Source organism: Methylobacterium sp. WL7 (assembly GCF_008040085.1).
Lineage (GTDB): Bacteria > Pseudomonadota > Alphaproteobacteria > Rhizobiales > Beijerinckiaceae > Methylobacterium > Methylobacterium mesophilicum.
The window spans coordinates 33,897-55,451 of sequence record NZ_VRVG01000022.1; the positions used below are offsets into that span (position 1 = coordinate 33,897).

Below are 21,555 nucleotides of genomic sequence, written 5' to 3' on the forward strand. Positions count from 1 at the left end.
GGGCTGCGCTCTACCCCGCGCGGCGGATTCGCGAAACCCCGGCCCGGGGTGCGACCCGGCAGACCGTGAGGTCGTCCCGGAGCCCATCCGTCCGGGGGCCGGTCTCGCACAGCATCAGCGCCTGGCCGGTGCCCCCCCGTCGCGGCGCGTCGGCCAGCAGGCTGTCCTGGTGCAGGTTGAGCGCCAGCACCTCGACCGCCTGCGGCTCCGCGCCGGTGAGCGCCCGGGCGGCCAGCCCGACCAGGACGAAGTACGCGATTGCGGGCTCCCGCTCGCGGGAGGCGATCGTGATCCGGGCCGGCGCCCGGCAATCGAGGCTCATCCGCTCGGCATCCTGGGCCCGGAACACCGCGTAGGGTCCCTCCCGGCCGGCGAGCGAGGCGCCCGTGATCCGGATCACCTTGGCGGCGAGCGCGTCGCAGGCATCCGCGGCCCGGGCCGGCACCGCGGCGAGGACCAGGGCGCCGATGAGGACGGCCACGGCGGGGAAGCGCATCGTCGGAAATTCCTTGTGGGGCTCCGGGCCACGGACCGGCGGGACGCGAGACAGATAGCGCGGGTCGGCGCGGCGGCGAAGATGCGCGTCCCCGCCAGTCGGACAGGGTATCCTGTAGACAGGGCGTCCTGCCCGCCCGATCTGAGCGGACGGCGCAACGCCCCTCGCCGCTCAAGCTTCCGGCAGCCCATGCTCAGATCCGTCCTCGCCCTCACCCTCCTGGTCGTGGCTATCCCGGCCCTCCCGCTTCCGAGCGCTGCTGCGGCCGAGCCGGCCTACGGGCCCGAACTCGAAGGGTTCGAGTACCCCTTCCCGGTCGAGCGCTTCACCCTCACGTCGCAGCGCCAGCCCGTGCAGATGGCCTATCTCGACGTGCGGCCCGCGACGCCGAACGGGCGCACCGCGGTGCTGCTCCACGGCAAGAACTTCTGCGCGGCGACTTGGGAGAGCCAGATCCGGGCTCTGACCGAGGCCGGCTACCGGGTGATCGCCCCGGACCAGATCGGGTTCTGCAAGTCGAGCAAGCCGGCCGCCTACCAGTTCACCTTCCGACAGCTCGCCGAGAACACCCACGCCCTCCTCGACAAGCTCGGGGTCGCGCGACCGATCCTGGTCGGCCATTCCACCGGCGGCATGCTGGCCGCGCATTACGCCCTGCTCTACCCGAAGGACGTGGCGCAGCTGGTGCTGGTCAACCCGATCGGGCTGGAGGATTGGAGCGCCAAGGGCGTCCCCCCGGTCTCGGTGGAGCAATGGTACCAGCGCGAACTGAAGGTCTCGGCGGCGTCGATCCGCGCGTACGAGACCGCGACCTACTACGCCGGCCAGTGGGAGCCGCGCTACGAGCCCTGGGTGACGATGCTGGCTGGGCTGAACGCCGGCCCGGGCAAGGAGGCGGTCGCCTGGGACTCGGCGCTCCTCTACGACATGATCCTGACCCAGCCGGTGGTCTACCGCCTGCCGCAGATCGCGGTGCCGACCTTGTTGATGATCGGCCAGAAGGACAACACGGCGATCGGCAAGGACCTCGCCCCGCCGGAGCTGCGGGCTTCGCTCGGGAACTACCCGGAGCTGGGCAAGGCGGCCGCCAAGGCGATCCCGGGGGCCAAGCTCGTGGAATTTCCGGTGCTGGGCCACGCGCCGCAGATGTCGGATCCCGAGGGGTTCAACACGGCATTGATCGCGGGGATCTCGGCGCCGTGACTGCGCGGGCGACACCGTAAAGCCGCGCGAACAATTCGGGTCGTGTTGTTCTTGCGAGACTTTCAGTGTTGCACCGGCGCTTGAGCACCCACCTTGTCATCCCGGGGCTGCGAAGCGGAGCCCGGGATCCATAAACGCCGACGGATCAAGATCTTGTGCCATCGGCGGATCTGGATTCCGGGCTCGCCTGCGGCGCCCCGGAATGACGAGGTGGTATAACTCTGCGGGCGGACTTGGGCGCCGTCACGCAGGTCCTAGAAGCCTAAAAGTACGACTTCAGCACGCCGCGGCGGCGGACGTCGAGGGTGGCGCAGTGGAACGAGCCGCCGAACGGGCCATAGCTGAGGAACGGCGCCGGGATCGGGTCGAAGCCCCAATCCTTGAGCGCCTTGATCAGGGTCGGCTGGCTCTGGTCCACGACGATCTTCTTCTCGGTGATCGCCAGGACGTTGATCGAGGTCCAGGGCGAGCACATCGAGATCTTGCTCATGAAGCCCTCGACCGGGTCGGGGCGCGGGGCGATCAGCACGTCCCACTTCTTGAGCACGGCCGGCAGCTTCTCGACGTCGATGTAGTCCGGGTTCACCAGCACCTTGCCGGGTGCGAGCGGCATGAACGACGAGTCGATGTGCATCGGCTGCGGGCAGCGGCTCTCGATCTCGTGGATGCGGAAGCCCGGGCCGAGATGGCGGCGCAGCCACTCGATGCCCATCAGGTTGGTGACGTTCGAGCGGGTCACGAACAGGTCGCGGCCGCAGCGGACGAAGTCGGCGGCGTCGAAGACCGGCTCGAACTCGTTGACCGTGAATTGCATGGGCTCGCCGGCCTTCAGGTTCGGCACCCGGTAATCGTAGTTGTAGAGGTCGTCGGTCAGCTGCGGGCGCGGGGCCGAGGTCCAACGGGCGCCGGCGCGGAAATACTCCTTGAACAGCGACCGGTAGGCGTCGCCCTCGAAGTAGCGCGAGCGCCAGCACATCGGGCTCTCGATGATCTCGTCGCCGATGACCAGGTACGGGTCGCGCGGGCAGGCGACGCAGAAGCCCCGGGAGGTCCAGCGCGGCGCCTTGAATTTGCGGGAGAAGTCCACAGCGTCCGGGCGGCGGATCTTGACGCCCTCTCCGGCGAGGATCTTGATGAAGTTGTCGAGCTCCTGCTGCGCCAGCTTCTTCATGAACTTGGGGTATTTCCAGCCGCTGGCGAAGCGGTAGAACGGCTGGGCCGCCCGCGGCAGGTTGAAGATCACCGTGAGGTGATGGGTCGGGATGGTGGCGCCGTCGAGGGATCCGACGATCACCTCCTCCAGCGGGTCCCACTCGTTCCAGGCCATGACCGGGGAGTGAGGCGCCGGGACGCCGGGCTCCATTCCGCCCCGGAGGCCGCCGGCATGCGTGTCGTCGCTCACGGCCTCTACGGCCGTGATCGGTGATTCGCGCTCCATGACGTGTGCCCCTTCTGCGACGTGCCGCGGTCTTTTGCGCGGGCTCCTCGGCCCGGCCACCGCTTTGGCCCCCGGTGTGTCAAACGGGTGATAGACACCGGTAATCCGTGCTGCAACGTGGCAGAAACGTTCTTGGCCGCCCGGACCTATTTCTGCCGCGACCGTGACCGATTTCCCGCATCAAGCCATTTGCGAGCTTGAAAGACCATTATGAAGCGCCTGACGACCTTGGCCTCGATCGCCGGTCTCTGCACGGTCGTCGGCCTGTTCATGTCCTCCGGCCTGGAGGACGTGTCGGCCGCCGTCATGAGTGCCGGCTGGGGTGCCGCCCTGGTGGTGGTGGCCCGCCTGGCGGCCGTCGCCTGGGCGGGGCTCGGCTGGCACGTCGTGTTCCCCGCGAGCGTGGCCCGGCTCGGCGACTGCGTGGCGCTGCGGTTCGTGCGTGAGGGAATTAACACGCTGCTGCCGGTGGCGACGGTGGGCGGCGACTTCGTCGGCGCGCGGCTGATGTCCAAGCGCGGCGTCCCCGGCGCCATGGCCGGTGCCAGCATGTTCGTGGACCTGATGACGCAGGCGCTGACCCAGCTCCTGTTCACGGTGATCGGCCTCGGCCTGCTGGTCCTGATCGCGGGCGACGGGCCGATCGCCCGGACAGTGGCGGGTGGCCTGGCCGTCGCTGTGCCGGCGCTGGGCGCCTTCTACCTCATCCAGCGGCGTGCCGGGCACCGGATCATCCAGGGCCTGATGACCCGCTTCGCCTCCGGCCGTGAATGGCGCGCGTTCGGTGCCATCGACCAGCTCTACGACAGCCTGCGCCGGATGTACGGCAACCATGGCCGCTTCGTCGCGGCGCTGGCGATCCACCTCGTGGGCTGGGTCATCGGGACCCTCGAAGTCTACATCTGCCTGCATTTCATGGGCTACCCGGTCGACTTCGCCCAGGCGCTGGTGATCGAGAGCCTGGCCCAGGCGGTCCGCGGTGCGGCCTTCGCGGTGCCGGGCGCGCTCGGCGCCCAGGAGGGCGGCCTGATCGCGCTCTGCGGCCTGTTCAACATTCCGGCCGAGGCGGCCCTGGCCCTGTCGCTGGTCAAGCGCTTCGCCGATCTCGGCGTCGGCGTGCCGGGCCTGCTGCTGTGGCACCGGATCGAGGCCAAGCTCGCGGCCGAGACCGCCGCCGAGGTCGCTGCCGAATCCGCCGCCGAGTCCGCCGCCGAGCCGGGCGTCGGCGTCGGCCGCACCGCCAAGCTGGTGCCGCAACCGGCCACGCTCGGCCCGTTCTACAGCTACGCCCCGCCCCGCATGGGTTCGCGGATCGGCGACGGCGAGGAGTTGAAGAAGTGCGCCTGACCCGTCGGCTCGCGGCCGCTGCCCTGCTGGCTGCCCCCCTCTTCGCGCCCCTGCTGGCCCCGGTCTCGGCCCGGGCCGCGGACGATCCCGCGGTGCAGACCGTGCGCGACCTCTACGCCGCGTTCACCGACGCCCTGAAGGACGGCCCGAGTCCCCTGCCCGCCCGGGTCGCGGCCGTGGGGCCGGCCTTGGAGAAGGCGTTCGACTTCCCGGCCATGACCCGCATCGCGGTCGGCTCGAAATGGTCGGGCTTCACCCCGGAGCAGCAGGCGGCGGTCACCGACGCGTTCAAGCGGAGCCTGACCGTGACCTACGCCAACCGCCTGGCCCGGGCGGCCGGCGGCAAGTTCGACGTGACCCCGAAGGTCGAGGAACGCGGCAGCCAGCGCGTGGTGCCCACCCGGGTCACCGCGGCCGACGGCGACGATTCCGCGGTCGACTTTGTGGTCAACGCCGACAACCGGATCCAGGACGTGCTGCTCAACGGCGACGTCAGCGAGATCGCCGCCCAGCGCAACGCACTGTCCGCCCCGCTGAAGTCCGGCGGTGCCGACGGGGCGGTGAAGTTCCTCCGGCAGCGCGCCGACGGCATGCTCGCCGCAAAACCGACACCGTGACTGCCGACGTCGTACATACAGCCGCTATGCGTGCCGTCCCGAACGGGTCGCACGCGGCGAACGCCGCCTGAGGCGGCCGGACGACCGCACGGACCCGACCGGATGGATCTCACCTCGCTGGCGCTCAACGCATTGTCGTGGCTCTCGCTGTTCTGCCTACTGCTGGCGGCTGCGGGCTGCCTCTATGCGCTGGCGGCCGCCTACTACGCCGGCCGGTTCGCCGCGCGTCCCGTGCCGGGACTGGGGCCGGATGCGCCCCGCCCGTCCGTGACGGTGCTGAAGCCGCTCTGCGGCCTCGAGCCCAACCTGTACGAGAATCTCGAGACCGTGCTGCGCCAGGATTACGCCGGCCCGGTCCAGGTGGTGTTCGGCGTCCAGAAGGCGGCCGACCCGGCCATCGGCGTGGTCGAGCAGCTGAAGCAGGCCTACCCGGCCGCCCGCATCGACCTTGTGATAGACGGCCGCCAGCACGGCTCGAACCGTAAGGTCTCGAACCTGATCAACATGGCCGAGCGGATCGCCCACGACGTGATCGTGCTGGCCGACAGCGACATGGTGGTCCGGCCGGATTACCTGGAGCGTCTCGTCGCCGAGCTGTCGCAGGACGGCGTCTCGGGCGTCACCTGCCTGTACCACGGCGTCCCCGCCTTCCGGGGCCTCTACGACCAGCTCTCGGCGCTGGCGATCGACGTGCAGTTCCTGCCCAACGTGGTGATGGGCCTCAGTCTCGGGCTCGCCAAGCCGTGCTTCGGCTCCACCATCGCGTTCACCCGGGCGAACCTCGACGCGGTCGGTGGCTTCCGCCGATTCCGCAACGACCTGGCCGACGACTACGCCATCGGCGCGGCCCTGCGCGGCCTCGGCGGCCGGGTGGTGATCCCGAGCTTCACCATCGGCCATACCAGCGTCGACACGGACCTCTCGGGCCTGTGGCGGCACGAACTGCGCTGGAATCGCACCATCCGCAACGTCGACCCGGCCGGCTATGCCGGCTCGATCGTCACCCATGCCTTCCCGCTGGCCCTGGTGGGCGCGCTGCTGCCCAGCGCCGGAACCGGCGCGCTGGTGGTGGCGGGCCTGGCGCTCGCCGGCCGGATCGTCCTGTGCCGGCAGCTCGAGCGGGCCTTCGGCCTCGCCCCGCACCCCTACGGACTGTTGCCGATCCGCGACATCCTCTCGTTCCTGAACTTCTCCTGGGCCTTCGTGTCGGGGGCGGTGACATGGAAAGGTCATGATTATCACGTGGTTGCGGACGGTACCCTGATCCCGGACGCCGACCTCGGCCGTGACGCCGGCGCTCCTACACGTTGAACCCGGCTCCCGCTTCCTCACCCCTCCCCCGGCAACGCCCTGAGGCCTTGAACCCCATGCGCACGCTCTTCCTCCAGGCCCCCACCTTCGACGGTTTCGACGGCGGTGCCGGCTCCCGTTATCAAGCCAAGCGCGAGATCAAGTCGTTCTGGTACCCGACCTGGCTGGCCCAGCCGGCCGCCCTGGTGCCGAACTCGAAGCTGATCGACGCGCCCCCGCACAACATCAAGCTCGCCGAGATCGTGGCCCAGGCCAACGATTTCGACCTCGTGGTGCTTCACACCTCGGTGCCGTCGTTCAAGTCGGACGTGAAGACCGTCGAGGCGCTCAAGGCTGCCAACCCGAAGCTCAAGGCCGGCCTGATCGGCGCCAAGGTGGCGGTGGACGCCGCCGGCGCCATGGCCCAGGCGCCCTGCATCGATTTCTGCGCCCGCAACGAGTTCGACTTCACCGTCAAGGAAGTCGCCGACGGCACGCCGATGTCCGAGATCAAGGGCCTGTCCTATCGCGACGAGAGCGGCGTCGTGGTCCATAACGAGGACCGCGAGATCATGACGGACATGGACCAACTGCCGTTCGTCACCAGCGTCTACAAGCGCGACCTGCAGATGGAGAAGTACTTCATCGGCTACCTGAAGCACCCCTACATCTCGTTCTATTCCGGCCGGGGCTGCAAGAGCCGCTGCACCTTCTGCCTGTGGCCGCAGACGGTCGGCGGGCACACCTACCGCACCCGCTCGGTCGCCCACGTGATCGAGGAGATCAAGTACTGCCTGAAGGAGTTCCCGCAGACCAAGGAGTTCTTCTTCGACGACGACACCTTCACCGATAACCTCCCGCGTGCGGAAGAGATCGCCCGCGAGCTGGGCAAGCTCGGCGTGACCTGGTCGTGCAACGCCAAGGCGAACGTGCCGCGCGAGACCCTGAAGGTGCTCAAGGAGAACGGCCTGCGCCTGCTGTTGGTCGGCTACGAGTCCGGCAACCAGCAGATCCTGAACAACATCAAGAAGGGCATGCGCGTCGAGGTGGCCGAGCGGTTCACCAAGGATTGCCACGACCTCGGCATCGCCATCCACGGCACCTTCATCGTCGGCCTGCCGGGCGAGACCAAGGAGACGATCCAGGAGACGATCGCCTTCGCCAAGCGGATCAACCCGCACACGATCCAGGCGTCGCTGGCCGCGCCGTATCCGGGCACGTTCCTGTACAAGCAGGCGGTGGAGAACGGCTGGCTCGATATCGAGAACGCCGAACTGGTCGACGAGAACGGCGTGCAGATCGCTCCGCTGCACTACCCGCACCTGTCGCATTCCGAAATCTTCGCGGCGGTGGAAGAGTTCTACCGGAAGTTCTACTTCCGCGCCCCGAAGATCGCCTCCATCGTCAGCGAGATGGTGCGCTCCCCCGACATGATGAAGCGCCGCCTGCGCGAAGGCGTGGAGTTCTACCGCTTCCTCAAGGAGCGTCAGGGCACCGCCAAGGCGGCTTAAGAACCGGGGTCCGGGGCCTGCGGCCCCGGCGGGGGCGGGGCAGCGCCCCGCACCCTCCCCAGGGCTCCGCCCTGGACCCGCGAGAGGGCTCGCCCTCTCGACACCCCTTACGAGGTCGTCGTGAAGCGTCTTGTCGTTACGGCCGACGATTTCGGGCTGAGCCTCGAAGTCAACGAGGCCGTCGAGCAGGCTCACCGCGGGGGGATCCTCACCGCGGCGAGCCTGATGGTCTCGGCGCCGGCCGCCGCCGATGCCGTGGCCCGGGCCAAGCGGATGCCGTCCTTGCGGGTCGGCCTCCACCTTGTCCTGGTGGAAGCTTGGCCGACCCTGCCGGCGGCGCAACTCCCCGACCTCACCGATTCGACCGGCCTGATGCGCGCCGACATGGCCCGCGTCGGCCTCGACCTTGCCCGGAAGCCCGCCGCCCGGCGCCAGCTCGCTGCCGAGATCGAGGCGCAGTTCGAAGCCTATCGGGCGACCGGCCTGCCCCTCGACCACGTCAACGCCCACAAGCACTTCCACGTCCACCCGCTGATTGCAGGCGCGGTGCTGCGCATCGGCCGCGGCTACGGCATGCGGGCGATCCGTGTTCCCCGGGAGCCCCGCGCGTTGCTCCGCTGGGCCGAGGCCAGCGCCCGGCCCCGGCCGGCCCTCGACATCGCCCCTTGGGCGGCCCTGCTCGCGGTGCGCGCGCGCCAAGCCGGCCTGCTGATCCCCGACCGGACCCTCGGCCTGGCATGGTCCGGTGCGATGATTCCGGCCCGGGTCGCCGCACTCCTGGCCCACCTCCCGGACGGCCTCACCGAACTCTACACGCATCCGGCCACGGAAGGCGGCTTTGCCGGCGAGGCGCCGGGCTACTTCTACGCCGCCGAGCGCGACGCGCTGATCGCCCCCGCCTCCCGGGCGGCCGCCGATGCGTCAGGGGCACTCAGGGGCGGGTTTTCGGATTTCGCCGCATAGCTGCTGGACCTGACCAATCGCCCTGATTGACCCATCATGATGCCTGACTAAAGTCAGGTATCATGATGTCCGACTCCATCGCCCGCTTCCGCCGCTTTGCCCGTGCCGTCACCGCGGAGGTCGGCGCCCTCGACAGCTCGTTCCTCGGGCGGGGCCGGCCCCTCGGGGCGGCCCGCGTGGTCAACGCGATCGGCGCAGGCCGGACCGATGTCGCCGAGATCCGCGCCTATCTCGACCTCGATTCAGGTCTGATGAGCCGCCTGCTGCGGAGCCTGGAAGAGGAGGGTCTTGTCGCCACCGAGCCCCATCCGGATGACGCCCGCCGACGGGTCGCACGCCTGACCGAGGCCGGGCGGCGGGAATTCGCGGCCTACGAGGGCCTGTCCGACGCCCGTGCCTCGGCGTTGCTGGCGGGTGCGCCCCGGGCGGAAGAGCTTCTGCGCGCGATGGATCTCGTCGCCTTGATGCTCGCACGCGACCGGATCGCGATCGCGGAGGTCGATCCCCGGGGCGAGGCCGCCCGTACGTGCCTGGAGGCGTACTACGCCGAACTCGCGTCCCGATTGCGGACCGGGTTCGACGTCACCCTGTCGCGCGACCCGGAGGCGGCCGCGATGGTTCGGCCGCGCGGCGCGTTCCTGCTCGCGATGGCCGACGGCCTGCCGGTCGGCTGCGTCGCCCTGAAGGGGAGCGGCGGCCCTGTCGCCGAGGTCAAGCGACTTTGGATCGACCCCGTCGCCCGGGGCCTCGGCTTGGCCGGACGGATGATGCAGGCTGTCGAGGACAGGGCCCGCGCGCTGTCGGTCGCGGTGCTGCGCCTCGACACCAACAGCGCCCTGCCGGAGGCCCTGGCGCTCTACCGCAAGACGGGCTGGGTCGAGATCGAACGCTTCAACGACGACCCCTACCCCGACCGCTTCTTCGAGAAGGTTCTTTGAGGGACCCGGGCCGGCTTACTTCGCCGGCACCGGATCCTTCGCGGCGATGCTCTTGCGCAGCGCGGCCGCGGCGGCCTTCTCGCCCTCCGGGCGGTCGTCGTCGCCCTGCGTGGGCGGCTCGCCCAGGGTCGCCGGCACCACGAAGAACGCCGCGATCAGCGTGAAGAACAGCGACAACGCCAGCAGCTTGCCCATGCTGGCCGTGCCCGGATGGCTCGACAGCACCAGGGACCCGAAGGCGCTGCCGGTGGTCAGCGCCGAGAAGAAGATCGCCCGCGTCAGGCTTGAGGCCAGCATGTCGGTCACCCCCGCCCGCCACGCGATCACGTAGTAGATGTGGAACGCGACGCCGACCGCAAGCATCAGCGGCAGGGCGATGATGTTGGCGAAGTTCAGCGGCATGCCGATGATGCGCAGGGCCATCAGGGTCCACAGGGTCGCGATCACCAGCGGGCCCAGGGTCATCGCCACGTCCCATGGCTTGCGCAGGGCCACCGACAGGATGACGAAGATCAGCACGAACGCCGTGATGGCCGCCTGAACGAAGGCGCCCAGGATCGTGTAGGTCGACCGCGTCGTCGCCACGGGCGCGCCGGTGGCGTGGGGGGCGACCTTCAGCACCTCGTCCGAGAAGGTGCGCAGCACCTCGTCGTCGTTCGAATCGCCCTTGGGATGCACCTCGATGCGGGCGCGCCCGTCCGCGGCGACCCAGTCGGCCTTGAGCTGGGGCGGCAGGTTGTCGAGCGTGATCTTCTCCGGATGGAGCAGGTCGCGCAGGCGCTGGAGCAGCGGGACGAGGTCCTTCGTGAGGGCGACCGAGGCCGCCTCGCGCATCTGCACCGGCCCGGCCGCGAGCTTGTCGAGGGTGCCGGCGAGCTGCTTGGCGGTCTGCACACCCGCGGCCCCGCCCTTTCCGTCGCCCGCCACGCCGTTCAGCGCGGTGGCGGCATCCTTGAGCGCCTTGACGTTCTCGGCATCGGTCGGCGGCGGCGGCTTTCGACCAGGATTGAGCACCGGATCCAGCAGCTGCGCCGTGTCGGCGATGGATGCGAGCTTCTTGTCCTGGTCCCGCGGAACGAAGGTGTCGATGCTGTTGATCGAGGCGGTCACCGGCAGCGCCGCCAGCGTCTTCGTCAGGGCCGGAACCGCCTCCACGCTGGGGGCGAGCACGTCGATGAGGTTCGGGCTGGTCTCGGGGTTCTTGATCAGGTCGAGATAGGTGGCGATCGACTCGGTCTTTGTGCTGCGCAAGTGCATCGGGTTCGAATCGAACGGCAGGTGCCAGAGCAGCGGCGCCCCGGCCAGGGTCACGAGGCCCACCGCGATCAGGATCGGCTTGCGCTTGCGGATGATCCACGGATCGACGCCGACCAGCCATTCGGTCTGCACCGCGGCCTTCTCGCCCTTGGGCTTGAACACCGCGATCAGCGCCGGCAGCAGGGTCAGGGAGAACAGGAAGGCCACGACCATGCCGACGCCGGCGATCAGGCCCAGCTCCGAGACGCCCCGGAAGGCGGTGGGCAGGAACGCGAAGAAGCCCGCCACCAGCGATACGGCGGCCAGCGTCAGCGACCAGCCGACCCCGCGGGCGGCGGCCCGGATCGCGCTCTGGAGCGTCGGCTGCTCGTAGCGGTCGGCCCGGTAGCGCACCGAAAACTGGATGCCGAAATCGATGCCGAGCCCGACGAACAGGGCCGCGAACGCCACCGAGATCGGGTTCAGTTCCTGGACCATGACCAGGCCCAGGGCGGCGGTGACGATGAGGCCCGCGAAGGTCGTGATCAGCACGGCGCCGACGAGCTTGCCGGAGCGGAGGGCCAGCCACAGGAACAGCACGATCGCGCCGACGATGATGCTGTTGTTGAGGGCCGCGTCCTCCGAGAGCGTCGCGAACTCCTCGTCCGCCACCGCCACCGTACCGGTGAGCCGCATACGCAGGCCATGCTGGGCGTTGATCTTGAGGTCCTGCGCGACGTTGCGGATCAGCTTGGTCGCCTGGTAGCCGGGCTCCAGGGCGTTGAAGTCCAGCACCGGCTGGATCATCACGAACTTCATCTTGTCCGTGACGCTGCTCTCGCCGTTGGCTAGCAGCTCCTGCCAGGACATCCGGGCGGGCTTGCCGTCCAGCACCTGCTTCAGGGTGGAATCGATCTGCCCCATGGGCTTGTCGAGGTCTTCGAGCTTGGCGTCGCCGGTCTTCACGCCCCGCGCGCCTAGGGACAGCACCCGCATCACGCCGCGCAGGGACGGGTCGGCCGCGAGCGGGCCGAGCAGGCCCTGCTGCTGGGTCAGCTCCTCCAGCGTCTTGTCGAGCTGGGCCTGGGGCATCAGCAGCAGGCCGTTCTTGTCGAAGAACGGGCCGCCATCGGGCCGGTAGACGGTCTCGATCAGGTTCTTGTGGGCGGTCAGCGCCTTGGCCAGGTTGGCGGCCGCCTCCTCGGTCTCCTCGGGCGTCTCGCCGTTGATCACCGCCACCAGGGTGTTGCCGCGCTGAGGGAACGCCTTCTCGAAGTTGATCTCGTCCTGGCGCCAGGGCTCCTTGGGATCGATCAGCCGCTCGACATCAGTGTTGATGCGGAACAGATGCGCCGCGACCCCGGCGCTCGCGACCGTGACGAACGCCATCAGGGCGATCACGATCCACCGATACCGCACCGAGAACGCGACGAGACCTTCGATCACGAGCACCCTGCCTGTTCGCCCCGGACGCGCCCCATGCGCGACCGGCTCATCCCAAACGTCCCGGCCGGATCGGCCCGACCTTCTTCGAAGACCCAACGGGCTCGCCGGACCGCGGGAAGGCCGGCCCACAGGTCCGAGCGAGCGGCCTTCGGCTCCGGGGAACGCCGCACCGCCCAATCTGGTCGCGCGGCGAGCGCGCGCAAGTCGAACCGGTCCGATGCGGGCCCGTGCGCAGGCGCTCGATACGGGCCACCCCTTGCATCGCGGCCACAGGGCTCAGTAAAGAGGGCGATCCCAGATTGCAACGCGAAGGCCGGGGCTCGGTCATCGCCTAGGCGGATGTGCGATACCGCACTGCAATCGTGGGATCGGGACCAAAATCTTGGGATTTCGGTCGCATTGCGGACGCAATGCACGTGCTGTCCTCAACCGTCAGGCGATCCGAACCGCCACCCCTGCCGCGCGCCGCCCATGTGGCGCGGTTGCGTCAGGAACAGAATAAGTCGTCATGGCCCCGCCGAAACGGGATCATTTCAGATTAGTTCCAAGCTAGAGCGCTGGAATTCGTGTTTTTTTCGCGGTAAGCACCCCGATCGCCCCGGGGCCGACGCAGTCAAGGAGCCGCAATCTTGGGTATCCCCCTCCGGTACGTCGCGAAGATCGGCGGCTACATCCTCAAGCAGCACCTCACGGGCCGCAAGCGCTACCCGCTTGTGATGATGATGGAACCTCTGTTCCGCTGCAATCTCGCATGCGCCGGCTGCGGCAAGATCGATTACCCGGACGAGATCCTCAACAAGCGTCTCCCGGTCGCCGATGCGCTCGAGTCGGTCCGCGAGTGCGGTGCACCCGTGGTTGTGATCGCCGGCGGCGAGCCGCTGCTGCACAAGGATCTGCCGCAGATCGTCCAGGGCATCATCGATCAGAAGAAGTTCGCGATCGTCTGCACGAACGCGCTTCTGCTCGAGAAGAAGATCAAGGACTACAAGCCCAGCCCGTACTTCACCTGGTCGATCCACCTGGACGGCGACCAGTCGATGCACGACCAGTCGGTGTGCCAGCGCGGCGTCTACGACAAGGCGGTCGCGGCCATCGCCAAGGCCAAGGAGATGGGCTTCCGGGTCACCATCAACTGCACCTTCTTCAACAATTCCTCGCCCGAGAAGATCGCCGACTTCTTCGACAGCGTGACCCGGATGGGCATCGACGGCATCACCGTCTCCCCCGGCTACGCCTATGAGCGCGCCCCCGACCAGAAGCACTTCCTGAACCGGAAGGCGACCAAGGAGCTGTTCCGCGGCGTTTTCCGTCACGGCAAGGAGAAGGGCCGCGAGAAGTGGACCTTCCAGCAGTCGGGCCTGTTCCTCGACTTCCTGGCCGGCAACCAGACCTACCATTGCACGCCTTGGGGCAACCCGACCCGCACCGTGTTCGGCTGGCAGAAGCCCTGCTACCTGCTCGGTGAGGGCTACGCGGCGACCTTCAAGGAGTTGATGGAAGAGACCGACTGGGATTCCTACGGCACCGGCAACTACGAGAAGTGCGCCGACTGCATGGTCCACTCGGGCTACGAGGCCTCCTCGGTGGTCGATTCGGTCCGCAAGCCCTGGAAGCCGCTCGTTCACGCGATCCGCGGCATCAAGACCGACGGTGCGATGGCCCCCGAGGTCAGCCTGGAGAACCAGCGCCCGGCCGAGTTCGTGTTCTCGCGCAACGTCGCCCAGAAGCTGTCCGAGATCAAAGCGGCCGGCGTCGATACCAAGCAGGAAGCCCGCAAGCGCACGGCCGCCTGATCCACCGGTATCCGAGTGTCGTAGAAGACCCGCGGCCCCACGGCCGCGGGTTTTCCCGTTTTCGAGGCTGCGGTCACCGGTACGCCGTGACTGGGCATGACGAGGCGGGCCGAGCCCGTCGCGCGCCTAGGCGAAGACCCTCGGATCGGATGGATCAGGCCGGCCAAGCTTGACCTTGGACAATCCTTCGTTGCACCTCGGGTAGATAATCGCCCGCAGAGGTCGCGCAGACGAGCCCATCCCTGGAACGGGTCCTCGTCCACCGTGGCCGACCGGGCGTCGCGGCGGCAGAGGTGCGAAGGGGGCAGGCCATGGAAACGATCGGCCCGGATCTGCGCGTGATGCAGCGCGTCCCCCTCGCGGCCTCGCATGTCGCCGCGATCAGAGCCGTGGGAGTCCCGCAGCACTACCCGGCCGGGACTGTCCTGGTTCGTGCCGGCGAGCCGGCGGACCGCTTCATCTATGTCGAGGACGGCGAGATCGAGGTGGTGAATCCGTTCACGGACGAGCGCCACCTGCCCTCGACCCTGGGGCCGACGCAGTTCATGGGCGAGATCTCCTTCCTCAACGGCGGCAGTTGGTCGATGCCGATGCGGACGGTCATGGACACGGATGTGATCGAGGTGCCGCGGGCGGCGATGCTCCGTTTGATGGCCGAAATCCCCGAGATGTCTGACATCGTCATCACGGTCCTGGCGGCACGGCGGCGGCGGCAGCTCGATTCGCGTGACGGCACGCTCGTCCTGATCGGCGAGGACGACGACCGGGCCGTCCGGCGGATCGCGGAGTTCGCCAGTCGCAACCGCCTGCCTTACCGGTCCTACGCGCTCGGCAGTCCGGAGGCCTCGGCGGTCGCCACGACCTGTTCGGTTCCCGCCGACCGGCCGGCCGTGATCTTCGGCCGGAACAACGTCGTCGCGGACCCGACGCCCGACAAGGTCGCGCAGCTGTTCGGCCTCAACTACAACCTGATCGACGACGAGGCTTTCGACGTGCTGATCGTCGGCGGCGGTCCGGCCGGCGTGGCGGCGGGCGTCTATGCGGGCGCCGAGGGGCTGCGCGCCCTGGTGGTCGAAGACGTCGCGATCGGCGGGCAGGCCGGCACGTCGAGCCGGATCGAGAACTACATGGGGTTTCCGACCGGGATCTCCGGGGCCGACCTGGTCTGGCGCGGCGAGGTCCAGGCGATGAAGTTCGGCACGCGGTTCGCGATGCCCCGGCGGGTGGCGAAGCTGGAGCGCCTCGAAGACGGCGCGTACTGCGCGACCTTCGACAACGGCCAGCGGGTGCGGGGCCAGGCCGTGGTCGTGGCGACCGGCGTCCAGTATCGGCGCCTGCCGATCGATCGCCTGGAGGCGTTTGAGGGGGCGGGCGTCTATTATGCGGCCACCGAAATCGAGGCCCGCTATTGCAAGAACACCGAGACCGTCATCGTCGGCGGCGGCAATTCCGCCGGGCAGGCGGCGATGTTCCTCAGCCGATCCGCCCGGCACGTCCGGCTTCTGGTCCGCGGCCCGTCGCTGGCGACCTCGATGTCGCGCTACCTGTCGAGCCGGCTGGAGGCGGATCCGGCGATCACCATCGAGTACGGCGCCGAGCTCAATGCGCTGCATGGGGAGGACGCCCTCGACGCGGTGTCGATCCGCACCATCGCCGACGGGACGGTCCGGACGATCCCGACCTGCGCGGTGTTCGTCATGGTGGGGGCGGCCCCCAATACCGGCTGGTTGTCCGGCCTCGTCGAACTCGATCGCAACGGCTTCGTCCTGACCGGGGAAGCCGTCGGCGCCGGCTCACCCTATGCCACGTCGCAACCGGGCATCTTCGCGGTCGGCGACGTGCGCGCCGCGTCCGTGAAGCGCGTCGCATCGTCGGTCGGCGAGGGATCGGTCGTCATCTCGAAGGTCTGGGACTACGTCCAGGAACGCGGGTGAGGCCGACCCGTCACGATCATGCCGGCCGGGCCGCGGCGGAACGCTTGGCGCGTCCGCGGCGCTCCACGAACAGCCACGGCAGCACGCAGGCCGCCGAGACCGCGATCGAGACCGCGTAGGCCGTGACCAGCCCGGTCTGCCCGAGTAACAGGTGCACGCACCCATAGAAGGCCAGCACGCCGAACGCGCCCTGGGCGCTGCCGCGCACCACGTCGAGGGCGGCGCGGACGCCGTCCTGGAACCGGGCGAAGGCGATCAGCGGCCAGGAGATGATCGGGATCGGCGCCAGCAGGCCGCTTAGGCCGGAGCCGAGATACGGCGCGAGGTTGGAGACCAGCAGGACCAGCGCGGTCGCGGCCGCGAGGCGCGCCGGCATATCCCACCGCGGCGGGATCGGGCGCTCCTCGGCAGACGCGGGTCCGGCCGGCGGCGGGCAGAGTGCCACGACCAGGGCCATGGCCGGCAGGTCGATCGCCGCCGCGAGCCATAGCCCGGGCCGGATCAGCCCGTGCAGCACGAGGCCGCCGAGGACGAAGGCCGACAGGGCGGCGCAGAGGGCCGCGACCGGGCCCATCCTCGGGGCGCAGACCACGTAGGCGAGATAGCAGAGCGTGACCGCCCCCAGCCCTTCCGCCGAGCCGACGGCGGCATCGGCCGCGAAGGTCTCCCCCTGCTCGAGCGCGAGATAGATCGAGATCGGCGCCGAGGTGAGCGGCATGCCCGACAGCAGGCCGCCGACCAGGCTGCCCCACTGGCGGGCCGCCGCCGACACGGCCCACATCAGGGCCGGGGTGATGGCTATCTTGGCGGCGATCAGGCTCATGCCGGTCTCGGCCCGCCGACCCTTAGGCCGCCTCCGGCGGCTCGCCATCCTCCGGCTCAGCGGGCGAGTTCAGCATGTCCTCCAACTCGTCCACCAGACGGTCGATCTGGTCCTCGGTGGCGAGCACCTTCAGGACCTCACCGGTCTCGGTCTCCACGGCCAGCTCGATATGCGGCCCGACCCGGCTGGTCAGAACCCGGGCCAGGATCTTGATGGCGCTCATGCGAATGCGTCCTCCGAGGCGATGAGGCCGACGGCGACCGCCGGCCCGCAGGTCGAGATCCAGTCGGGCTCTCCGGCGATCCGGCCGCGCAGCAGGCTCACCAGCGGGATGGCCGGCCGCCCGAGCCGCGCGGCGAGGCGCGGGCCGAGGAAGGCGCCGGCGCCGCACGCGATGAGGGGCGCTCCCGGGGCGAGGTCGGCCCGGCTCAGCAGGGCGGCGGCGGCGTCGTGCAGCAGCCGCAGTTGCACCTCGGCGAAGTGACCTGCCAGCAGCGCCCAGGCCTCGGGGGTGCCCTCTTCGCGATCCCGGCCGACGATCCGGGCGAGCCGGGTCTCGCTCTCGGCGACGGACTTGCCCTTGCGGTCGCCGCTGGCCTGCTGGTCGACCCCCTCGGGCAGCAGCCCCAGGATCCGGTACACGTCGGCCATGTGGGCGAACGTCTCGGTCATCAGCCGGGTGCGGCGACCGCCGAAGGGAGCGTGGTCGGTGAGCGCGATCACCGGAGTGCGGACGATCCCGGTATAGACGAGTTCCCCGGTCTCCAGGCGCTCGGCGTCGCTGTAGCCGGTGGCGGCCGGGCGGCCGGCGGCGATCGGGATCAGGTCGGCTGTGGTCGAGCCGACATCGATCAGGAGCGCGTCCGGCGCATGCTGCCCGGCGAGCGCCGCCGTGGCGTGCCAATTGGCCGAGGCGACGTCCGCGAAAACCTCTTCCGCCGCCTCCGGGGCGACGAGGCCTGAGCGGCCGGCATAGATTCGCACCGGGCCGGCGAGGTGCCGCTCGGCCCAGCCCGAGAGCGCCGCCACGCCTTCCCGGCGGCCCGCGAAGCAGTCGGTCAGCTCGCCCGTCATGGTGACGGCGTGCCGGGCCTCGTCGCGCGCCCAGTCGGGCAAGGCCGCCAGGGACCCGTCCAGGGCCGCGACGCCCTGCCAGAGCGGGCACGGGACCTGGGCCGCCGCCACGACCCGGCCGTGCTCGACCAGCGCGGCCTTGACGTGGACCCCACCGAGGTCCCACCCGATCTGCTTTGAGACTGGCATGGGCATATGACCGCGACGCGCGCCTCGACGGATGACGGACTCGGGCGCCCCGGCTTCGCGGTGATCCCGGTGCTCGACCTGCGCGGCGGCCGCGTGGTGCGGGCGCGCCGCGGCGAGCGCTCCTCCTATGCCCCGATCGAGACGCCCTTGGCAAAGGGCTCCGCGCCCGATGCGATCGCGCGTGGGCTTCTCGATGCGTGGCCCGCGCGCAGTCTCTACGTCGCCGATCTCGATGCGATCATCGACGGGACCGGGCCGGACCTCCGGGCTCTGGAGGCGATCGCCCGGGCCTGCCCGGGACTCGGCCTGTGGGTCGATGCGGGCTTCTCCGAATCGGCGGGTGTCGCGGCGTTCCTCGCCGCAGGCCTCGGGCGGCCCGTGATCGGCAGCGAGAGCCAGCGGGATGCCGGGCTCGTCACTGATCTCGGCGAACGCGCCGTGCTGTCCCTCGACACGCGCGGATCCGAGCGCCTCGGCCCGGCCGCGCTCCACGACGATCCCGCGCTCTGGCCGCCGGACGTGATCGCCATGACCCTGGCCCGGGTCGGCGCCGGGGCCGGGCCGGACCTCGACGCGCTCCGGGCCGTGCGGGCCCCGGGCCGCCGGGTCTACGCCGCCGGCGGGGTGCGCGGGCCGGACGACCTGCGGGCGCTGCGTGAAGCCGGGATCGCCGGGGCGCTGGTGGCCTCGGCGCTCCACGACGGCGCCCTGCGGGGCGCCGAGGCCGGGGATCTGGCCTGACGCTTCCGGCCCGCCGCCGAGGCTGCTAAACCGGCGCCAGACCGTGCCTTCACCAAGAGCCTGCAGACGATGGAAAAATTCACCACGCTGGAGGGCGTCGCGGCGCCCATGCGGATCATCAACGTCGACACCGACCGGATCATCCCGAAGCAATACCTGAAGACCATCAAGCGCACCGGCCTGGGCAAGGGCCTGTTCGCCGAGATGCGCTACAAGGACGACGGCTCGGAGAACCCGGATTTCGTACTCAACAAGCCTGCCTACCGGAACGCCAAGATCCTGGTGTGCGGCGACAATTTCGGCTGCGGCTCGTCCCGGGAGCACGCGCCCTGGGCGCTCAGTGATTTCGGCATCCGCTGCGTGATCTCCACGAGCTTTGCCGACATCTTCTTCAACAACTGCGCGAAGAACGGCATCCTGGCGATCACGGTCTCTCCGGACGACCTGGAGAAGCTGTTCGAGGACGCCGAGCGCGGCTCGAACGCGACCCTGTCGGTCGATCTCGACGCCCAGACCATCAAGGGGCCGGACGGCGGCACCCTGCATTTCGACATCGACGGCGGCCTCAAGCACAGCCTGCTCAACGGCCTCGACGAGATCGGCCTGACCCTGCAGCGCGCCGGCGCGATCGACGCCTACGAGCAGAAGCTCGCTGCTCGGGAATGGGCCTGAGCGGGCTTTCGCTTAAACCTCTTTTTAGGCCGCCTTCACATCCGCCAGGAACGTCGCGACCGCGCGGTTGAGGGCGTTCGAGTTCTGGGAGAGGCCGCGTGCGGCGCCCAGCACCTGGGTCGCCGCGGAGCCGGTCTCGCCGGCGGCGCGCTTGACGTCGACGATGTTGCCGGTGACCTGCTCGGTGCCGGAGGCGGCCTGCTGCACGTTGCGGGCGATTTCTTGGGTGGCCGCCCCCTGCTCCTCGATCGCGGCCGCGATCGCGGTGGAGCTGGTGTAGATCTCGCCGACGAAGCGGGCGATCGACCGGATCGCCGAGACGGCGTGGCCGGTCGCCGTCTGGATCGCGCCGATCTGCGCGCCGATCTCCTCGGTGGCCCGGGTGGTCTGGCCGGCCAACTCCTTGACCTCGCTAGCGACCACCGCGAAGCCACGGCCGGCATCGCCGGCCCGGGCCGCCTCGATGGTGGCGTTGAGCGCCAGCAGGTTGGTCTGCCCGGCGATCTGCGAGATCAGCGCGATGACGCTGCCGATCTTCTCCGCGCTCTCGGCGAGCACCTGCACGGCCCCGTCGGTCTGGATCGCCTCGTCGGAGGCCGCGCTCGCGGCCTGGGCCGCTCGGGTGACCTGGCTGTTGATCTCCCGAATCGAGATCGACAGCTCCTCGGTGGCGGCGGCCACCGTCTGCACGTTCGAGGAGGCCTGCTCGGCGGCGCCCGCCACCGTCTGCGCCTGCGCGTCGGTCTCCTCGGCGATGCCGGTCATCGACTGCGCCGTCGCCTCGAGTTCGGTGGCGGCCCCGGCCATGGCCTGGGTGAGGCCGGACACCTCGGTCTCGAACCGTGTCACCACGGCGTCGAGATGGGCGGCGCGGCGAGCCTTGGCGTCGGCTTCCCGGGCGGTCGCGGCCTCGCCGGCCCGCTTGGCGATCAGCGCGCCCTTGAACACCTCGACCGCCGCCGCCATGCGGCCGATTTCGTCGCGCCGGTCGCCGCTGGGGACGGTGACGTCGAGATTGTCCCGGGCCAACTCTCCCATCACCAGCGTCATCGCGCGAGTCGGGATAGCGATGAGCCGGGTCAGCAGGAGGGCGCCCGCGATGGCGGTCGCCAGGAGGGCGACGAGGGACAGCAGCGTCGCCGCGTAGGATGTCGAGAAGGCGTCGGCCTCGTCGGCCTGCCGGGCCGTCAGCAGGGTGCGCTCGGTCGCCTCGATCTCCCCACCCTTGGCGCGAATGGCGTCCATGAGCGCCCGGCCGGCGCCGGCCCCTACGCGTGCGCGGGCCTCCGCCTGGGTACTCGGCTGACCCATCAGACCGATCTCCGGCTCGGCGATGTCGGCCTGCCAGCGCTTCGCCAGGGTCTCGACCTCGGCGATGCGGGCCTGCTGCGCCGGATTGTCCGATGTCAGCGTCCGAAGCCGCTGTAGATTCGCGTCGAAGGCCTGCGTGCCGCTGCGATACGGCGCGAGGAACGCCGGGTCGGCGGTCACCAGATAGCCCCGCAGGCCGGTCTCCCGATCGACCATCGTGGTGATCAGGGACGCGTTCACGTTCAGGACGTCGTAAGTATGCTCCGACCATCCGATCGAGGATTGGATGAAGGATAGTTTTCGGTGGTTGATAATCCCACCTCCAAGAGCGATGACGATCAATATCGCGAATGCGCCAACGACTTTCTTCGCAATCGATAGATCTGCAAGGCGCATGGTCCAGATTTCCTCCCGGTGTCCGAAATTGATTCTCTTTCATATAGACAGTCGTGGATTAATAAGTTGCCGTCAAGAATCGACGCAATCCGAGCGGATCGCTGATTGCACAATGGGCGATATTTTACTTTATTGAA

At 69.4% G+C, this 21,555-nt stretch carries 18 protein-coding genes; 11 read left to right on the forward strand and 7 right to left on the reverse strand.

What is annotated here, in order from left to right:
• Positions 1 to 10: 10 nt before the first annotated feature.
• Positions 11 to 496: a hypothetical protein gene (locus FV233_RS08670; protein WP_147855764.1), complete on the reverse strand. Its 486-nt coding sequence runs from the start codon at positions 494 to 496 to the stop codon at positions 11 to 13.
• A 189-nt stretch (positions 497 to 685) separates the two neighbouring features.
• Between FV233_RS08670 and FV233_RS08675 the strand changes: the two genes are divergently transcribed.
• Entirely contained in the window at positions 686 to 1,699 is a 1,014-nt protein-coding gene (locus FV233_RS08675; RefSeq protein ID WP_147855763.1) for an alpha/beta hydrolase, read from the forward strand.
• 262 nt (positions 1,700 to 1,961) lie between these two features.
• Here the strand turns inward: FV233_RS08675 and FV233_RS08680 are convergent, their stop codons facing one another.
• A complete protein-coding gene (locus tag FV233_RS08680; protein ID WP_147855762.1) occupies positions 1,962 to 3,137 on the reverse strand; it encodes an amidinotransferase in 1,176 nt (391 codons plus the stop codon).
• 210 nt (positions 3,138 to 3,347) lie between these two features.
• Here FV233_RS08680 and FV233_RS08685 point away from each other — a divergent pair, with 210 nt between their 5' ends.
• From FV233_RS08685 to FV233_RS08710, 6 genes are all read left to right on the forward strand, one after another.
• Complete coding sequence (locus tag FV233_RS08685) at positions 3,348 to 4,484, forward strand: flippase-like domain-containing protein (RefSeq protein WP_147897246.1); 1,137 nt, start codon at positions 3,348 to 3,350, stop codon at positions 4,482 to 4,484.
• Positions 4,475 to 5,101 carry an ABC transporter substrate-binding protein gene (locus tag FV233_RS08690; protein WP_147854317.1) on the forward strand — a complete coding sequence of 209 codons (627 nt, stop codon included), beginning with the start codon at positions 4,475 to 4,477 and terminating at the stop codon, positions 5,099 to 5,101. Before FV233_RS08685 ends, FV233_RS08690 begins: the two co-directional genes overlap by 10 nt.
• Before the next feature lie 102 nt (positions 5,102 to 5,203).
• Entirely contained in the window at positions 5,204 to 6,412 is a 1,209-nt protein-coding gene (gene hpnI / locus FV233_RS08695) for a bacteriohopanetetrol glucosamine biosynthesis glycosyltransferase HpnI (RefSeq protein WP_147897247.1), read from the forward strand.
• Positions 6,413 to 6,468: 56 nt separating this feature from the next.
• Positions 6,469 to 7,902 (forward strand): hopanoid biosynthesis associated radical SAM protein HpnJ, encoded by a 1,434-nt coding sequence (gene hpnJ, locus FV233_RS08700; RefSeq protein WP_147854315.1) that lies wholly within the window; start codon positions 6,469 to 6,471, stop codon positions 7,900 to 7,902.
• Between the two features lie 120 nt (positions 7,903 to 8,022).
• Positions 8,023 to 8,865, forward strand: coding sequence for a hopanoid biosynthesis-associated protein HpnK (gene hpnK, locus FV233_RS08705; protein WP_147854314.1), 843 nt, complete (start codon positions 8,023 to 8,025; stop codon positions 8,863 to 8,865).
• A gap of 62 nt (positions 8,866 to 8,927) precedes the next feature.
• Positions 8,928 to 9,803 carry a helix-turn-helix domain-containing GNAT family N-acetyltransferase gene (locus FV233_RS08710; protein WP_147854313.1) on the forward strand — a complete coding sequence of 292 codons (876 nt, stop codon included), beginning with the start codon at positions 8,928 to 8,930 and terminating at the stop codon, positions 9,801 to 9,803.
• 15 nt (positions 9,804 to 9,818) lie between these two features.
• Here the strand turns inward: FV233_RS08710 and FV233_RS08715 are convergent, their stop codons facing one another.
• On the reverse strand, positions 9,819 to 12,485 hold the full coding sequence (locus FV233_RS08715) for an MMPL family transporter (protein WP_147854318.1): 2,667 nt from the start codon (positions 12,483 to 12,485) through the stop codon (positions 9,819 to 9,821).
• Positions 12,486 to 13,114: 629 nt separating this feature from the next.
• On the opposite strand from FV233_RS08715, the gene hpnH reads away from it, so the two are divergent.
• Both hpnH and FV233_RS08725 read left to right on the forward strand, forming a co-directional pair.
• Positions 13,115 to 14,278 (forward strand): adenosyl-hopene transferase HpnH, encoded by a 1,164-nt coding sequence (hpnH, locus tag FV233_RS08720; RefSeq protein ID WP_147854312.1) that lies wholly within the window; start codon positions 13,115 to 13,117, stop codon positions 14,276 to 14,278.
• 311 nt (positions 14,279 to 14,589) lie between these two features.
• Positions 14,590 to 16,212 carry a cyclic nucleotide-binding domain-containing thioredoxin-disulfide reductase gene (locus tag FV233_RS08725; protein WP_147854311.1) on the forward strand — a complete coding sequence of 541 codons (1,623 nt, stop codon included), beginning with the start codon at positions 14,590 to 14,592 and terminating at the stop codon, positions 16,210 to 16,212.
• A 16-nt stretch (positions 16,213 to 16,228) separates the two neighbouring features.
• Here the strand turns inward: FV233_RS08725 and FV233_RS08730 are convergent, their stop codons facing one another.
• The 3 genes from FV233_RS08730 to FV233_RS08740 are packed head-to-tail and all read right to left on the reverse strand — an operon-like array spanning position 16,229 to position 18,298.
• Positions 16,229 to 17,035: a hypothetical protein gene (locus FV233_RS08730; RefSeq protein WP_147854310.1), complete on the reverse strand. Its 807-nt coding sequence runs from the start codon at positions 17,033 to 17,035 to the stop codon at positions 16,229 to 16,231.
• Between the two features lie 22 nt (positions 17,036 to 17,057).
• Positions 17,058 to 17,258 carry a hypothetical protein gene (locus FV233_RS08735; RefSeq protein ID WP_147854309.1) on the reverse strand — a complete coding sequence of 67 codons (201 nt, stop codon included), beginning with the start codon at positions 17,256 to 17,258 and terminating at the stop codon, positions 17,058 to 17,060.
• Positions 17,255 to 18,298, reverse strand: coding sequence for a hydantoinase/oxoprolinase family protein (locus FV233_RS08740; protein ID WP_147897248.1), 1,044 nt, complete (start codon positions 18,296 to 18,298; stop codon positions 17,255 to 17,257). The genes FV233_RS08735 and FV233_RS08740 overlap by 4 nt, the downstream gene beginning before the upstream one ends.
• A gap of 6 nt (positions 18,299 to 18,304) precedes the next feature.
• Between FV233_RS08740 and FV233_RS08745 the strand changes: the two genes are divergently transcribed.
• Together FV233_RS08745 and leuD are read left to right on the forward strand one after the other, a co-directional pair.
• Positions 18,305 to 19,039: a HisA/HisF-related TIM barrel protein gene (locus FV233_RS08745; RefSeq protein ID WP_147897249.1), complete on the forward strand. Its 735-nt coding sequence runs from the start codon at positions 18,305 to 18,307 to the stop codon at positions 19,037 to 19,039.
• A gap of 69 nt (positions 19,040 to 19,108) precedes the next feature.
• On the forward strand, positions 19,109 to 19,711 hold the full coding sequence (gene leuD, locus FV233_RS08750) for a 3-isopropylmalate dehydratase small subunit (protein ID WP_147857829.1): 603 nt from the start codon (positions 19,109 to 19,111) through the stop codon (positions 19,709 to 19,711).
• Positions 19,712 to 19,735: 24 nt separating this feature from the next.
• On the opposite strand, the gene FV233_RS08755 is transcribed toward leuD, so the two are convergent.
• Positions 19,736 to 21,418 carry a CHASE3 domain-containing protein gene (locus tag FV233_RS08755; RefSeq protein WP_147897250.1) on the reverse strand — a complete coding sequence of 561 codons (1,683 nt, stop codon included), beginning with the start codon at positions 21,416 to 21,418 and terminating at the stop codon, positions 19,736 to 19,738.
• Positions 21,419 to 21,555 lie beyond the last annotated feature (137 nt).